The organism is Psychrobacillus sp. FSL K6-4615 (assembly GCF_038008225.1).
Lineage (GTDB): Bacteria > Bacillota > Bacilli > Bacillales_A > Planococcaceae > Psychrobacillus > Psychrobacillus psychrotolerans.
Genome location: NZ_JBBOYQ010000001.1, coordinates 2,216,908 through 2,231,984, shown reverse-complemented (window position 1 = coordinate 2,231,984; position 15,077 = coordinate 2,216,908). Strand labels below are relative to the sequence as shown.

The following is a 15,077-nucleotide window of genomic DNA, read 5'->3' as shown; positions in this document are numbered from 1 at the left end:
GGAGAAGAAATGTTTAAAAAGAAAGCAAGACGCTACGTCGCCTTAGATTTGAATGAATACATAGTAAGAGCACTAGTAATGGCTAGTCCAGATATTGAACAAGCTACTGTTTACGAGTACCCTTTAAACAAAGGTATTTTTGAAAATGATATATTAATAGATGAAATGGCTTTATATGAAATGATGAAGACATGTATACAAAAATGGGGTATCAAGCGTTATAACGTACGTTTTTTTGTTCCTGACAGTACTGTTATGCTGAAAACGTTTGAGCATCCTGCTGATGTTAATTCTGCAAAGTTAAAAGGGTTTGTGGAGATGGAGTTAGGTCAAACTATTCATTTGCCTTTCTCACAGCCACTTATAGATGTATATGATAGTAATCCGAATGACGGAGAGGCGATTCTATTTGCTGCACCATCTGAAGAAGTAAATAAAATTGCTGGTTTATTAGATGATTTGCATTTGGATCCAACTACTGCAGATGTTCGATCATTAGCTACAATTCGGTTTTTAGAGAACACAATCGGCCTGGAAGAAAAAAGGAGTTATTTAATTTCAGAATGGACCATTTCTGGTGTATCTATTAGTATTTATACAGGAGGAAAAGTAGAATTTCTTCGTTACCAATCTATCGATACATTTAATGAAAAATGGCAGAGCAAAAATGACAATGATGAAATTACTTTTAGTTATGATGGGGACCTGGAAGAATACCATGCCCAATTGTTCGATCAAATTGCTGAGATTGATCGAATTCTAAATTTCTATCGTTTCTCTTTATATAAAGGTGAAAAAGCGGTAGACGAAATCATTACTTTGGGTGATTCTCCAGAAATGAATTATGTCGCTTCTGAAATGAAAGCGAATTTTGATACCCCTGTAAGATATATAGATGATTCTCAAGTTCAAATATATCATCCTAATTTAAAATCTAAGCATATTCCACTCATTGGACTAGTATATAGGGAGGCATAATGATGGTTCCAGAAATAAATTTATTGCCTAAAAGGGAACGCCAAAAGTCCAATTTTATTTTAATTTTAGCTATTAGTTTAGTTCTGCTTATTACAGTAATACTATTGCTATTTATACAATATTTTTCTGTTAATGGGGATATAGAAACTCTGACAGCCGAAGAAACATACAAAGTTGCAGAGAAAGAAGATCTAACACAACTTGTCAATGAGATAAATATGTCTGGGCAAGGTGATTTGCAGACTTCTGTCACTTTCTCTGAAAGTGTATCTAATCCAGTGAGTCCATTACTCATAGAAGTGAATAAATTATTGGAAAAACATACTTACTTACGTCAATTTGAATTTGTGGATCAAACTATACTTATTTCAGTAGATGTTGAAACAATGACAAGTTTGGCTAAATTCGTTGATAAATTACTAGTAAGTAATTATTTTTTAGATGTAAAAGTTGAGAGTGTCACTAATTTTGATTTGTCTAATTCTTCGGAGAGAGTAGAAAAAAGATTTGAGGTTATACCTCGTTATTCAGCTATCATAAATTTAAATATTGATCAATCTTATTTAAAAAATGGAGGTGTTACTCCATGAATGATTTAGTTAATGATAAAAAAACGGCATATATATTAATTGCTACGCTAGTGATAGTTCTGTTAGGAGCAGTATACTATTTTATCATTCAGCCATTAAAAAGTGAAAAAGTGTCAAAAGAGTTAAATGTAGAAGTTTTACAGGGAGAAGTAGCTTCTTTGAAAGAAGAGTATTCCTCTACTCAATTAAATAATAATATGACGGAGAATGCATTCTATTTAAAAACACAGGTTCCATTGACTCGTGAATTGAATGAACTTATTCGTTCGATGGAAGAAATAGAATTAATTAGTGATTCTAAAATAATTTCTGTTGAGTTTAATAATTATGATGGAACACTTGAAGATTCTCAGTTATTGCCTGAAATTCCTGAAGGAGATATTGAAACACAAAGTGGTAGTGAAACAACAGGAGAAACAATTGAAGAAGATACTGATGAAATGTCTGAAGAACCGCCTGTTTCTCCTGTATCAGAAGTAGGTCTACCGGAAAATCTAAAATTAATAACATTCAATATATCTATATTGGCAAAAAACTATGATCAACTAGTTTTATTCGTAGAAGAGATCGAAAATTTACAACGTATATACCGAGTTGATCAGATTACTTTGTCTGCTCCTGGAGAGGATCAACTATTGGACAAGGAAGCACTCGATGACCTGGAGGCTACAATACAGCTTACTACGTTTTATCATGAAGAACAGGAATAATGGAGAATTACAATGACAATTATCTATCTTTTTTTATTTTTCATATACGGACTAGTTTTCGGTTCTTTCTTTAACGTAGTAGGTTTACGCGTTCCAAAAGGAGAATCAATTGTTCGGCCACCTTCCCATTGTACGGTTTGTGATCGTAATTTGACGGTTAAAGACTTGGTACCTGTCTTTTCCTATGTATTTTTAAAAGGAAAGTGCCGTGGGTGTGGGACGAAGATTCATTGGGTGTATCCGGTAATGGAACTAGCCACTGGACTATTATTTGCTTTTGCTTATTATCAGCTAGGCTTCACATTGGAGTTAGTAGTTGCGCTATTGTTTATTTCTCTCTTAGTTATTATTACAGTGTCGGATATTGCGTATATGCTTATACCTGATAAAATTCTATTATTCTTTTTGATTCCTTTAATCGTGTTGCGAGTATTTGAACCACTTAGTCCTTGGTGGGATAGTATTGTTGGTGCGGTTGTAGGGTTTGGGGTTTTATTCCTCATTGCGATTGTGTCTAAAGGTGGCATGGGCGGAGGCGATATTAAGTTATTCTTTGTTATTGGCTTGGTGTTAGGATGGGTTCCGACTTTACTAACTCTATTCCTTGCTTCTATTATCGGTACGGTTATTGGTGTTATTTCTTTGAAACGTACGAAACAAGGTAGAAAAACACCGATTCCATTTGGACCATCGATAGCGATAGCCGCTATTATTGCTTATTTTTATGGTGAGTCGCTTGTCGATTGGTATGTGAATTTGTTTTTTTAACTCGATAACTTTTTTGGACGAGCCGACATAGGTCTCGTCTTTTTTTATAATCTTCGTGATAAGGTTATGAAAAAGAGGTGATTCTATGCCAATTGGTAGACGCAGTAATACGCGAAAAAAAGTAATACTAGCAGGGGTGCAAGGGTTGATCATTGGCGTTGTTGGAGTACTATTGTTCGGATTAATATTAAACTTAGCGAATGATAAGAAAGTCAAAAGTCAAGAAGTCAAAGTTACGACTCCAACCGATGAGAAAGATAAGGTGGAGGCCACAAGTGAAGTAGAGGGGAAATCTCTTCCGTTTCAAGCGAAACAATATGGCATGTTCACTTCCAAAGATAGCGCGATGTCCTTCATCGGTTCTCAGCCCTCTCTTGCTAAAGCAAGTGTTTTTCAGGTAGGGAATGAGTTTTTTGTGTGGAGTGATTTGTATGTTACGACTATACCGACGCAAGAAGCAGAGGTGCTGCCTACCTTTGTGAAAAGTTTGTATGTTTCAACGAATACGTGTGATGATCCTAAAGTGAAAAAAGTGATAGATTTAATACAACAAGAGAATTTGACTAAAAATTTCTTTGAGTCTATTGCTAAAAAAGAAGATTATCCAGCTGATTTAATGGAGATAGTGCAAGCTATATCAGCGTTTTCGGACTCTCCATCTATTCTGAGAATGCATGTTTTTTCCCATTATGCTTCGACGAACAATTGCATAAAATTGAATTTTTAATGCCTTTTTAGGGGGAGAATTGAATTGCTGTTTTTTATACACAATTTCCATTTTTTCAATAGTTTTGTATGCTATTGAAAAGGGGGAATATAAAATGAAACTAACATCTGATCACCATTTTATTTTAGCTAGTGAGTCACCTAGGAGAAAGGAGCTTTTTGCTAAATTCGGCATTCCATTTGAAGTGATAGCTTCAGGAGCGGTGGAAATAGTGGAAAAAAATCTTTCGGTAGAAGAAGTGGCTAGGAATATCGCCATTAGCAAAACAACTGCAATCCTAAAGGAGAATCCCAGCGCAATTGTCATAGCTGCGGATACAATTGTAAGCTTTGAAAATGAGTTTTTGATGAAACCGAAAGATAATGCGGAAGCAAAAAGCTTTCTTCAAAAACTATCTGGAAATACCCATCAAGTGACAACAGGAGTTGCTATTTATGGGGGAAATATTTCTGTAAGCTTTGCTGAAACTACTTCTGTAAAGTTTTTTGAACTCTCTGAAGATCAAATAGATGCTTATGTGGCAACGGGAGATTCTTTAGATAAAGCAGGGGGGTATGGAATTCAAACGATGGGTGGATTGTTCGTTGAAAGTATCCAGGGAGATTATAATAATGTCATTGGACTTCCGATCAGTCGCTTGTTTAGAGCGTTATTGTCACTACGCTTGATAGAAGTGGAGCGTGTGGTGAATACATGAATACTAAATTACCACCTTCTTTGATGATACGCGATGTTCATGTATCTGATCGTCCTAGAGAAAGACTAGTTAGACAAGGCGCTTCCAGTTTGTCTAACCAAGAATTGATCGCAATCCTGCTTCGTACCGGAACGAAGCAGGAATCGGTTCTTCACCTCGCCAATCGTGTCCTCAATTATTTTGAACAAATCCAAGAATTAAAAAATGCTTCCATCGAAGAAATAACTGCTGTTAAAGGTATTGGCCAAGCTAAAGCTGTCCAACTACTTGCGGCAGTCGAACTTGGTAAACGTCTATCTCAGCAAAAGACAGACGACAAGTTTACTATACGATCCCCGAAAGACGCTGCTACCTACTTAATGGCAGATATGACCTCATTGAACCAAGAGCATTTCGTAACACTTTTCCTTAATGTCAAAAATCAAATCCTTCATAAACAAACAATATTTATCGGATCACTTAATGCCTCTATTGTGCATCCGAGGGAAATCTTCCGCGAAGCTGTAAAACGTTCAGCTGCCTCCATAATTTGCGCACATAATCATCCCTCCGGTAATCCTACACCGTCCACAGAAGATATTGATGTGACGAAAAGACTATTTGAGGCAGGCCAACTTATGGGCATAGAACTTCTGGATCATGTGATCATTGGTGATCACCAGTTTATAAGCTTAAAAGAAAAAGGGTATATGTGACACTGTGCAATTTCCGTTCTATCAGTTATAATGAGAGTTATGACTTTATGACAACGAAGTAAAACTTGTTTGAGATAGAAAGGGAGTAAATAATAGTGTTTGGATTTGGATCAAGAGATTTGGGAATAGATTTAGGAACGGCGAATACGCTAGTTTTCATCAAAGGAAAAGGTATTGTGCTTAGAGAGCCATCGGTTGTAGCGAAAAATGTACAAAATGGAGCTATTGTGGCAGTAGGAAACGATGCAAAAAATATGATCGGTCGTACGCCTGGTTCAATCGTTGCAATTCGTCCTATGAAGGATGGAGTTATCGCGGATTTTGATACAACTTCTGCAATGATAGAATATTATTTGAAAAATGCGATGAAAGCTTCTGGAATGTCATGGAGCAAACCTAATGTCATGATTTGTGTCCCATTTGGTATTACTTCTGTGGAGCAACGTGCTGTAATTGACGCTGCGAAGCAGGCTGGTGCACGAGAAGCTTTAACAATAGAAGAGCCTTTTGCAGCTGCAATTGGAGCAAATTTACCTGTGTGGGAACCTACTGGTAGTATGGTCGTTGATATAGGTGGGGGTACGACAGAGGTCGCCGTTATATCACTTGGTGGAATTGTAACAAGTGAATCAGTGCGCGTTGCTGGAGATTCTATGGATCATGCCATTACTGCATATATCCGTAAAACGTATAACTTAACGATTGGTGAACGTACGGCAGAAGCAATTAAAATTGAGATTGGCTCTGCAAGAGTATCCGATGAAGAAGAAAAGATGGATATTCGCGGACGTGATTTAGTAACTGGACTGCCAAAAACGATTGAAATTACTTCTAAAGAAATTTCAAATGCATTACGTGAGTCGATTTCCGCTATTATTGATGGTGTGAAGAAGACATTAGAACAAACTCCACCTGAATTATCTGCAGATGTAATGGAGCGCGGAATCATGTTAACTGGCGGTGGAGCATTACTGAAAAATCTAGACAAAGTTATTAGCGATCAAACGAATATACCTGTATTTATTGCAGAAAATCCACTGGATTGTGTTGCAATTGGTACTGGGAAAGCGTTAGATCATATGAATGTACTGAAACGCCAACAAACAAAACACTAAGGAGAAGTGTGATATGCCACAATTTTTTTCGAATAAGCGATTAATATTGCTGCTTGTAGGGATGATTTTTCTTGTGGCGCTCATCAGCTTTTCTTTGCGAGATCGAAATCATGCATCCTTACCTGAACAGGTTATTAAAGATGTGGTCGGGTTTGGACAATCTATATTTTCCAAACCGACCCAATATATAACGGGTGTTTTTGATAATGTAGAATCCTTACTTAATACATATGATGAAAATAAACGACTAAAAGTAAGATTAGAAGATTATGTAGCACTTCAAGCTTCTGTAAATGATCTACGTCTTGAAAATGATGAGCTACGCAAAATTGTTGATAAGGAAGAGGATCTTCGCGCGTATAATCCTATCCAAGCAACCGTTATTGCTAGAAATCCCGACCAATGGGAAGAAAAAATTATTATTGATAAAGGGGAGATTCACGGGATAGAGGTAAATATGGCTGTGATGACTGCTCAAGGGTTAATTGGAAAAGTAACCTTGACCACACCTTATACATCTACTGTGGAACTTTTGTCTACTCAAAATCCAAATTATCGAGTTTCGGCTGTAATTGCTGAAGGGAAAGAAGTTTTTGGATTAATTGAAGGATATGATGAAAAACGTAAAGAACTAATACTAAAAAGAATTGATTCTGAGTACGAAGTGAAAAAAGGTCAAAAAGTAACAACTTCTGGTTTAGGCGGAATTTTCCCGAAAGGTATATTAATCGGTGAAGTTACGGAAGTCACAACGGATGACTACGGCTTAACAAAGTTGGCGTATGTTAAACCTGCTGCAAGTTTCTCTATTTTAGATCACGTAATTGTTTCTAAGCGCACCATTACTAATGTAGATGGTACAGACGGAGGAAATACGGATGCTGATCTTACAGAAGGTGCAGGGGACGGCTCATGACTCGTATTCTAGTGATTGCCATTTCGGTTCTATTATTCTATTTAGAACCGATTTTTGGTCTTTTTTCGCCAATTGAATTAAATAGTGATTTTTATGTACTAGTACCACGCTTTCTCATTATATATCTGATTTTTGTAGCCGTTTATTATGACAGAAAACGAGCGATGCTTTATGGTTTGTTTTTTGGGCTCTTGTATGATGTCTTTTTCATTGATATTATTGGATTATATTCTTTTATTTATCCTCTCATGTGTTTAGTCGCAAGCTTTACGGTTAAATACATTCACCAACATCTGTTGGTTTCTACTATTCTTACCTTGCTTCTAGTAGCAGGGGTAGAGTTGTTATTATTCTTATTTTATACGTCCATCGGTATTAAAACGATGACTTTTACTTATTTTTATCAACATAATCTCATTCCTACAATGATTGCAAATGCTGTATTTTTATTGATGTTCGGATGGGCATTTAAATATATTCTTCTAAATCGGTTTAATCAAAAAGCTTTATTGCTTCAAAAATAGCTTGTTGATTTAACAGTAAATCTGAGGTGACTTGATTGACAAAGAAGCAGTTAATATTTATCAAAGGAACGAAAGAGGGCCTTGTATTACGCCTAGACGATCAGTGTTCATATACAGAGCTTTTAGATGAATTAGCGAAGAAGGTTTCTGATGAAGGTTTTGAAGGTCAAGCAGAGGTATTATTACATTTAGGTTATCGTTATTGTAACGATGAGCAGACGAAAGAGATTATTTCTTGCGTTCAGCAAACAGAACATTTGCGTGTGACTAAAATTCAAAGTGAAGTTATGACTGTGGAAGATTGTAATAGAAGATTACTAGAAAACCAGTCAGAGACTTATGTAGGTATTGTTCGGTCAGGACAAGTTATTACTGCTTTGGGAGATTTAGTAGTTGTTGGCGATGTGAATCCCAATGGTAGAGTCGTTGCAGGCGGCAATATTTTTGTCCTTGGAAGACTTAAAGGAATTGCTCATGCAGGTTCATCTGGAAACAAGGATGCAGTTATAGCGGCATCTTGGCTAGAGGCAACGCATTTAATCATCGATAGTGTGGTTGAAACGATGACAGATGAATTGACCGTTCTTTCTGAGCAACCTGAAATGGAATGTGCTTATTTACATACAAATGGTTCTATCGCAATTGATCGTTTACAAGATCTTCGTCTGTTAAGACCAAATTTATCAACATTTAAAGGAGGAAGCTAATGTGGGAGAAGCAATCGTTATAACTTCAGGTAAAGGTGGGGTCGGTAAAACGACTACAACAGCTAACCTTGGAACTGCATTGGCCCTGCAAGGGAAAAAAGTTTGTTTAATGGATACGGATATTGGTTTACGTAACTTGGATGTAGTGCTAGGTCTGGAAAATAGAATTATCTACGATTTAGTAGATGTTATCGAAGGCCGTTGTAAAATACATCAAGCGCTTGTGAAAGATAAACGCTTCGAGGATAGACTGTATTTACTTCCTGCAGCTCAAACTGTAGACAAAAATGCTGTTAATCCTGAACAAATGAAAGAACTTGTTTTAGAGTTAAAACGCGAATATGATTATGTCTTAATTGATTGCCCTGCTGGAATTGAACAAGGCTATAAAAATGCGATTGCAGGTGCAGATAAAGCAATCGTAGTCACTACACCGGAAATTTCAGCTGTACGTGATGCGGATCGTATTATTGGCTTATTAGAGCAAGAAGGCACAATAGATCCTCCTAAGTTAATCATCAACCGAATTCGTCAGCATCTGATGAACCAAGGTGATGCACTGGATATAAATGAGATTACCACTCACTTATCCATTGATCTATTGGGAATTATCGCGGATGATGAAAGTGTTATAACTTCATCTAATAAAGGTGAACCGGTTGTTATGGATCCTACTAACAGAGCGGCCCTTGGATACCGTAACATTGCGAGACGTATTTTAGGAGAATCGGTACCATTAATGTCCATGGACCTTCCTAAAGTTGGCGTTTTTTCTAAAATCAAATCTATTTTTTCTAAATAAGAATGAAGACCGACTGCCCAGATTTGAGGTAGTCGGTTTATTTTATTTCACTTAAAAAAGGCTTAATAGGTTCCGTGATAGCAAGCTATACTCCTTACAACACTTCAAAAACTAATTCATTAAACAACCTCATCCTTCATATATTCTTCTTAGGGGGAATGTTATGCTTTCAAAAAGAAAATGGGTTCTTTCATTTCTATTTGTACTTTCATTTATTTTATTAGCAAAGTTAGAGGGTAATAGTACTCTCTCAACCAATTATGCCAGTCTACTATTAGAACCACAAAAACCAACAGAAATTTATGAGGATGTAGTTGCATGGATTACTCGAACAGATGATTTAATCAGTGTAAGTGCACCTGTATCTAGTCCTCCTTTAATCGAATATAAATCGATTCAGCCTTTAGAAGATGGTGCAATTTTGTCTATTGATAAATCCCAAGATCTGTATGCATCTGAAGATGGACTTATTATTTATACTGGTCATCGAAAGAAAACTGGTAAAACGTTATCTATTTTATATGATACGGGAGAAACTGCTACATACGGTTTTGTAGATGATTTTCATCAATTGCCATATACGACTGTAAACACGGGAGATATATTTGCCTCTGTTGAAAATGACATGCTATATGTTCAGGTGGAAAAAGATGGAGAGATGTTAGATACCGAAGAGCTCATTGAGTGGCTTGCCGTCTTCTATGAATAAACGATTGTTTCGTGTACACCCCATAATGATTCCTTTTTTTCTATTCTTTTATTTATCAGGAGAAATAGCTATGTATGCGCTCGTGTTTGGATCGCTATTGGTTCATGAGTTGGGTCATCTACTAGTTGCGATATGGATGGGTGCTAAAGTTCAATCTTGCACTATTTTGCCTTATGGTGGAGAGATAAAAATGGAACAATTCTCGAAGCAACCTAAGAGGATACAGGTGTGTATAATCTTAGGTGGACCATTATGTACGCTTCTCTTGCTCTTATTTGGCATGTTTATAGACTTTCCTCAAGCGAATATATTTATAATGATTCAATTATCAATTTTTGGCTTAAATCTATTACCAATATTCCCGTTAGACGGTGGGCGAATCATACATTCTATTTTTCCGAAGTTGTATGAGGAGCTGATCGGCTTTTCGGGATGTATTTGTGTTATTATTTTTGTGGTTAGTTTGTTTTATTTTCCTGTGGCTTTGGTTATCTCCATTATATTTTTATTTCTTGCTTTTCAAAATCTTTCTTATTGGAGATTTCGTAAGTATAAGCTTGCATTTGATTGGATAACGAAAAGCGCTTGACTAAGAATAATATATGTGATAATATTTTAATGTTATGATTTGTAGCAGCACCCGTTGCTACAACCGCTCTGAAAAGGTTATAAGTATTCGAGTTTTGAATCACCTTTTGGAAGGCGAGTCTTAGTCTAAGAGGAGGTGCAAGTATGTACGCAATTATTGAAACTGGTGGTAAACAAATCAAAGTTGAACAAGGGCAAGAAATCTACATTGAAAAATTAGATGCTAATGCTGATGAAGTTGTAACTTTTGAAAAAGTTTTATTCGTAGGTGGAGAAGATGTAAAAGTTGGCGCTCCATTCGTGGAAGGTGCTACAGTTACAGCGAAAGTTGTAAAAAATGGCAAAGCTAAAAAAATTACAGTCTTCAAATACAAAGCGAAAAAGAACTATCACAAAAAACAAGGTCACAGACAGCCATACACTAAATTAGTAGTAGAATCTATTAGTTTATAAGATGATTAAAGTGATTATAACAAAAGATCAATCCGGTCATATACATTCTTTCGAGATGAAAGGCCATGCTGATTTTGCGGAACATGGAAAAGATTTAGTCTGTGCAGGAGCTTCTGCTGTATCATTTGGTGCAGTGAATGCGGTGATCGCACTTACAGGAATCACACCTATAATTACGCAAAAAGGGGACGGAGGCTATTTATACGTCGAGGTTCCAAGCATATCTAATCTAGAAAAAGCTGCTCAAATACAGCTTATTTTGGAAGCGATGATTGTCTCTTTACAAACGATTGAGCAAGATTATGCCAAGTATATAAAAATAACCTTCAAAAAGTAGGAGGTGGAACATATGTTAAAATTAAATCTTCAGTTTTTCGCATCCAAAAAGGGAGTAGGTTCGACTCGTAACGGTCGTGACTCTCAATCGAAACGTCTAGGCGCTAAACGTGCTGACGGACAATTCGTATCAGGTGGATCAATTTTATACCGTCAACGCGGGACTAAAATTCATCCAGGTGAAAACGTTGGACGTGGTGGAGATGACACACTTTTTGCGAAAGTTGACGGTGTAGTGCGCTTTGAGCGTTTCGGCCGCGACAAGAAAAAAGTAAGTGTATATCCTGTAGCTCAAGAAGCTTAATGAATAATAAAAGGACTGCATTTATGCAGTCCTTTTTGATTTCAAAAATTTCGTGTAAGTAAGCTATACTCCGGGAGCATAAAAGAACTAATCCTGTTATACTAGTAGAGGATAGTAAATGTTGGGATGTGTAACTTACATGGATCATAACGAGATTACTTTAAATGAAATACTTCGTCATACAATGCATGATTATTTAAATAATATGCATCTTTTGCAAATGAACTTAGATATGGGTAAAACAGAGGAAGCTAAGGCTTTAATAAAAAAATATTCCCAAAAATGCAACCAATTTTTTGATATAAATAATATTGGTTTATATAAAACAAATGAATGGCTACAAACATTTAGTATTAAATATAATCAATTAACTTTAGATGTTCAAACATCTCTTCTAAATAGAAAAGCAAGTATGTACGATGAAGCCTTAAAAGATTATTTAAGTAGATTCGTACAAGCTATATACCCACATTTTAGAGGATATCAAGAGCAGTTCCTGAAACTTCATATCATTTCAGATGAATTTTTGGAAATACTAATAGATATTCGGGGAGATTGGTCTAATAATAAATGGCGGGATGAACTAATTGAAGATTTATTTCAGCTGGAAATATTAGAAGCAACCAACAATTCGATAACAGTAAAACTAATTGCAAGTGGAAGATTGGAGTGAAGTAAATGTTTGTAGATCACGTGAAAGTTTATGTCAAGGGTGGTGACGGCGGAGATGGTATGGTTGGATTCCGTCGTGAGAAGTATGTTCCTTTAGGAGGTCCTGCAGGTGGGGACGGAGGAAATGGTGGAGACGTTATCTTCGAAGTAGAAGAGGGTCTTCGTACATTGATGGATTTCCGCTATAAGCGCATTTTTAAAGCGACTAGAGGAGTTCATGGTGGTAGTAAGAATATGCATGGTGCCAATGCAGATGATTTAATCATTAAAGTACCACCTGGAACTGTTGTTAAAAACGAAGAAACTGGCGAAGTAATTGCTGATTTAGTAGAGCATGGACAACAAGCTGTAATTGCAAGAGGTGGACGTGGTGGTAGAGGTAACTCTCGCTTTGCAACACCTGCAAATCCAGCTCCAGAGCTTTCTGAAAAAGGAGAGCCAGGTTTTGAGTTAAATGTAGAGTTAGAGTTGAAAGTTTTAGCAGATGTTGGTTTAGTTGGGTTCCCAAGTGTCGGGAAATCTACACTATTATCGGTTGTATCAGCAGCTAAGCCTAAAATTGCTCCATACCATTTTACAACAATTGTACCGAACCTAGGAATGGTAGAAACAGAAGATCACCGCAGCTTTGCAATGGCCGATTTACCGGGCCTAATTGAAGGTGCTCATGAAGGAATAGGGCTAGGACATCAGTTCCTACGTCATATCGAACGTACGCGTGTAATTGTACATGTAATCGATATGTCTGGAATGGAAGGTCGCGATCCTTACGAAGATTATTTAACTATTAATGATGAATTAAAACAATACAATCTTCGTTTAACAGAAAGACCACAAATTATTGTAGCCAATAAAATGGACATGCCAGACTCGGAAGATAATTTAAAAGTCTTTAAAGAAAAAGTTGGAGCAGATATGAAAGTATTCCCTGTTTCTGCTATTTCTCGTCAAGGTTTACAAGAATTATTATTTGCAGTAGCAGACATGTTAGAGGTTGCACCGGAATTCCCATTAGAAGAATTGGTGGAAGAAGAAACAGAAACGTCTGTAATGTACAAATATCAAGCCAAAGAAGACGACTTTACTGTTACTAGAGATGATGATGGAGCGTTTGTACTTGCTGGCGGATCAGTGGAAAGATTATTTAAAATGACTGATTTCAGTAGAGAAGACTCTATTCGTAGATTCTCTAGACAACTTCGTGGGATGGGTATTGATGATGCACTACGTCAGCGCGGAGCTAAAGATGGTGACATAGTACGATTACTAAGATTTGAGTTTGAATTTATCGAATAGAGGAAAGTAGGGAACCGCATGAAAGATGTAACAAGCCAGAGATTTTTTTTAGTACGGGAGGATGTGCTGACAGAGGCAATGCAAAAAACCTTGGATGCAAAACATCTCCTTCAATCTGGAAAGGCATCTTCGATTTGGGATGCCGTAAAAGAAGTAGATTTATCTCGCAGTGCTTTTTATAAATATCGTGATGCGGTTTTTCCATTCCATTCGATTGTTCAAGAACGGATTTTAACGGTCTTTCTTCAATTAGAAGATAGAGAAGGTACACTTGCTAGGTTATTGCAATTGGTGGCTAATTACGCATGTAATGTGTTGACTATCCATCAAACAATACCGATTCAAGGAAGAGCAAGTGTAACATTATCACTTGATGTAACAGCGATGAACAAGGAATTAGAAGACTTTTTGAATGAAATGAAACGATTAGATTTTGTAGAATCTGCAGAAGTGATTAGCTCTGGTGCTCTATAAGGAGGTTTTTCTAATGACAACCAAACAAATTGCTTTTTTAGGACCAGAAGCTTCTTTTACACATTTAGCAACTAAATCATTATTTCAAGAGGATGTATTAGTACCGATACGGACTATACCCGAGTGTATTGAAGCAGTTGCAAATGGAGAAGTGGATATAGCGGTCGTTCCACTAGAAAATGCACTAGAGGGAACAGTTCCGTTAACGATCGACTATTTGTTCCATGAAGCAGAGCTGTTCGTGACTGCTGAGCTAATATCTCCGATTGAGCAACATTTAATGGTTCACCCAAGTAATGTGGAACGATGGGAAGAAATGACAACAGTGTACTCCCATCCACATGCTTTAGCGCAATGCCATAAATATTTGTATTATCGATTTGGGAAAGTTCCATTAGAACAATCTTCATCAACTGCAGCAGCAGCTAAATACGTTTCGGAAAACGAAGATTTATGTATTGCTGCAATTGGAAATACTTCAGCTGCAACGGAATATGGATTAAAGATTGTGGAGCACAATATACATGATTTTCATTTTAATCACACCAGATTTTTTGTGATTTCTAAAAAGAATGATTGTATTGTCCAAGATGGTCATACCGATCAAGTGAAAACTACTGTTATGATTACATTACCTAAAGATGATCGCTCTGGTGCATTGCATCAAGTGCTATCGGTCTTTGCATGGAGACAACTCAATTTAAGTAAAATTGAGTCACGACCATTAAAAACAGGTTTAGGGCAATATTTCTTTATCATAGATGTGCTTGAGGATGAAAAGAAGCCAATGATGATTGGTGCTATTGAAGAGTTAAAGTCACTAGGCTGTGGTGTAAAATCATTAGGCTCGTATTATACATACGAAACAAAAAACGAAGCGATCCGTTCATAAATGGATTCGCTTCGTTTTTTATGTCTACTGTTTAAAAATGTAGAAACACCTGAATGTTTCAAAGGATCACCTGAATGTTTTAAAAAAACACTCGAATGTAGGAGAGAATCACCTGAATGAGCTC

The 15,077-nt window shown here is 36.6% G+C and carries 21 protein-coding genes and 1 other annotated feature; all 21 genes read left to right on the top strand.

Annotated elements, in window-relative coordinates; genetic code table 11:
* Positions 1–9 precede the first annotated feature (9 nt).
* The 21 genes from pilM to pheA all read left to right on the top strand — a co-directional run bounded on the left by pilM (position 10) and on the right by pheA (position 14,953).
* Entirely contained in the window at positions 10–978 is a 969-nt protein-coding gene (gene pilM / locus MKX53_RS11130; protein WP_340911268.1) for a type IV pilus biogenesis protein PilM, read from the top strand.
* Positions 978–1,568, top strand: a complete 591-nt coding sequence (locus MKX53_RS11125; protein WP_340911266.1) for a hypothetical protein — start codon at positions 978–980, stop codon at positions 1,566–1,568. The genes pilM and MKX53_RS11125 overlap by 1 nt, the downstream gene beginning before the upstream one ends.
* Positions 1,565–2,278 (top strand): hypothetical protein, encoded by a 714-nt coding sequence (locus MKX53_RS11120; RefSeq protein ID WP_340911265.1) that lies wholly within the window; start codon positions 1,565–1,567, stop codon positions 2,276–2,278. The genes MKX53_RS11125 and MKX53_RS11120 overlap by 4 nt, the downstream gene beginning before the upstream one ends.
* 12 nt (positions 2,279–2,290) lie before the next feature.
* Positions 2,291–3,046 carry a prepilin peptidase gene (locus tag MKX53_RS11115; protein ID WP_340911263.1) on the top strand — a complete coding sequence of 252 codons (756 nt, stop codon included), beginning with the start codon at positions 2,291–2,293 and terminating at the stop codon, positions 3,044–3,046.
* An 85-nt stretch (positions 3,047–3,131) separates the two neighbouring features.
* Positions 3,132–3,773 (top strand): hypothetical protein, encoded by a 642-nt coding sequence (locus MKX53_RS11110; protein WP_340911261.1) that lies wholly within the window; start codon positions 3,132–3,134, stop codon positions 3,771–3,773.
* A gap of 94 nt (positions 3,774–3,867) precedes the next feature.
* Positions 3,868–4,470 carry a Maf family protein gene (locus MKX53_RS11105; RefSeq protein WP_340911259.1) on the top strand — a complete coding sequence of 201 codons (603 nt, stop codon included), beginning with the start codon at positions 3,868–3,870 and terminating at the stop codon, positions 4,468–4,470.
* Entirely contained in the window at positions 4,467–5,165 is a 699-nt protein-coding gene (radC, locus tag MKX53_RS11100) for a RadC family protein (RefSeq protein ID WP_340911256.1), read from the top strand. The genes MKX53_RS11105 and radC overlap by 4 nt, the downstream gene beginning before the upstream one ends.
* Before the next feature lie 95 nt (positions 5,166–5,260).
* Positions 5,261–6,280 (top strand): rod shape-determining protein, encoded by a 1,020-nt coding sequence (locus MKX53_RS11095; protein WP_093537008.1) that lies wholly within the window; start codon positions 5,261–5,263, stop codon positions 6,278–6,280.
* A gap of 13 nt (positions 6,281–6,293) precedes the next feature.
* The gene (gene mreC / locus MKX53_RS11090) at positions 6,294–7,196 is read left to right on the top strand and encodes a rod shape-determining protein MreC (RefSeq protein ID WP_093537009.1); all 903 of its coding nucleotides are present in this window, start codon (positions 6,294–6,296) and stop codon (positions 7,194–7,196) included.
* Entirely contained in the window at positions 7,193–7,720 is a 528-nt protein-coding gene (gene mreD, locus MKX53_RS11085) for a rod shape-determining protein MreD (protein ID WP_340762817.1), read from the top strand. Before mreC ends, mreD begins: the two co-directional genes overlap by 4 nt.
* Before the next feature lie 35 nt (positions 7,721–7,755).
* Positions 7,756–8,427: a septum site-determining protein MinC gene (minC, locus tag MKX53_RS11080; RefSeq protein WP_093537011.1), complete on the top strand. Its 672-nt coding sequence runs from the start codon at positions 7,756–7,758 to the stop codon at positions 8,425–8,427.
* Position 8,428: 1 nt separating this feature from the next.
* Positions 8,429–9,229, top strand: coding sequence for a septum site-determining protein MinD (gene minD / locus MKX53_RS11075; RefSeq protein WP_340911253.1), 801 nt, complete (start codon positions 8,429–8,431; stop codon positions 9,227–9,229).
* Positions 9,230–9,392: 163 nt separating this feature from the next.
* The gene (locus MKX53_RS11070; RefSeq protein ID WP_340911251.1) at positions 9,393–9,938 is read left to right on the top strand and encodes a hypothetical protein; all 546 of its coding nucleotides are present in this window, start codon (positions 9,393–9,395) and stop codon (positions 9,936–9,938) included.
* Positions 9,931–10,527 carry a metalloprotease gene (locus tag MKX53_RS19725; RefSeq protein ID WP_445678265.1) on the top strand — a complete coding sequence of 199 codons (597 nt, stop codon included), beginning with the start codon at positions 9,931–9,933 and terminating at the stop codon, positions 10,525–10,527. The genes MKX53_RS11070 and MKX53_RS19725 overlap by 8 nt, the downstream gene beginning before the upstream one ends.
* Positions 10,528–10,578: 51 nt before the next feature.
* Positions 10,579–10,658 (top strand) — a sequence feature (ribosomal protein L21 leader region).
* Positions 10,659–10,670: 12 nt separating this feature from the next.
* On the top strand, positions 10,671–10,979 hold the full coding sequence (gene rplU / locus MKX53_RS11065; protein ID WP_093060533.1) for a 50S ribosomal protein L21: 309 nt from the start codon (positions 10,671–10,673) through the stop codon (positions 10,977–10,979).
* 1 nt (position 10,980) lies between these two features.
* Positions 10,981–11,316 carry a ribosomal-processing cysteine protease Prp gene (locus tag MKX53_RS11060; protein WP_093537015.1) on the top strand — a complete coding sequence of 112 codons (336 nt, stop codon included), beginning with the start codon at positions 10,981–10,983 and terminating at the stop codon, positions 11,314–11,316.
* A gap of 12 nt (positions 11,317–11,328) precedes the next feature.
* On the top strand, positions 11,329–11,619 hold the full coding sequence (gene rpmA / locus MKX53_RS11055; RefSeq protein WP_090564003.1) for a 50S ribosomal protein L27: 291 nt from the start codon (positions 11,329–11,331) through the stop codon (positions 11,617–11,619).
* A gap of 139 nt (positions 11,620–11,758) precedes the next feature.
* Positions 11,759–12,292, top strand: a complete 534-nt coding sequence (locus MKX53_RS11050; RefSeq protein WP_340762809.1) for a Spo0B domain-containing protein — start codon at positions 11,759–11,761, stop codon at positions 12,290–12,292.
* A 5-nt stretch (positions 12,293–12,297) separates the two neighbouring features.
* The gene (gene obgE / locus MKX53_RS11045) at positions 12,298–13,587 is read left to right on the top strand and encodes a GTPase ObgE (RefSeq protein WP_340762808.1); all 1,290 of its coding nucleotides are present in this window, start codon (positions 12,298–12,300) and stop codon (positions 13,585–13,587) included.
* An 18-nt stretch (positions 13,588–13,605) separates the two neighbouring features.
* Positions 13,606–14,061, top strand: a complete 456-nt coding sequence (locus MKX53_RS11040) for an ACT domain-containing protein (RefSeq protein ID WP_093537018.1) — start codon at positions 13,606–13,608, stop codon at positions 14,059–14,061.
* 13 nt (positions 14,062–14,074) lie between these two features.
* A complete protein-coding gene (gene pheA, locus MKX53_RS11035) occupies positions 14,075–14,953 on the top strand; it encodes a prephenate dehydratase (protein ID WP_340911249.1) in 879 nt (292 codons plus the stop codon).
* Positions 14,954–15,077: the final 124 nt, after the last annotated feature.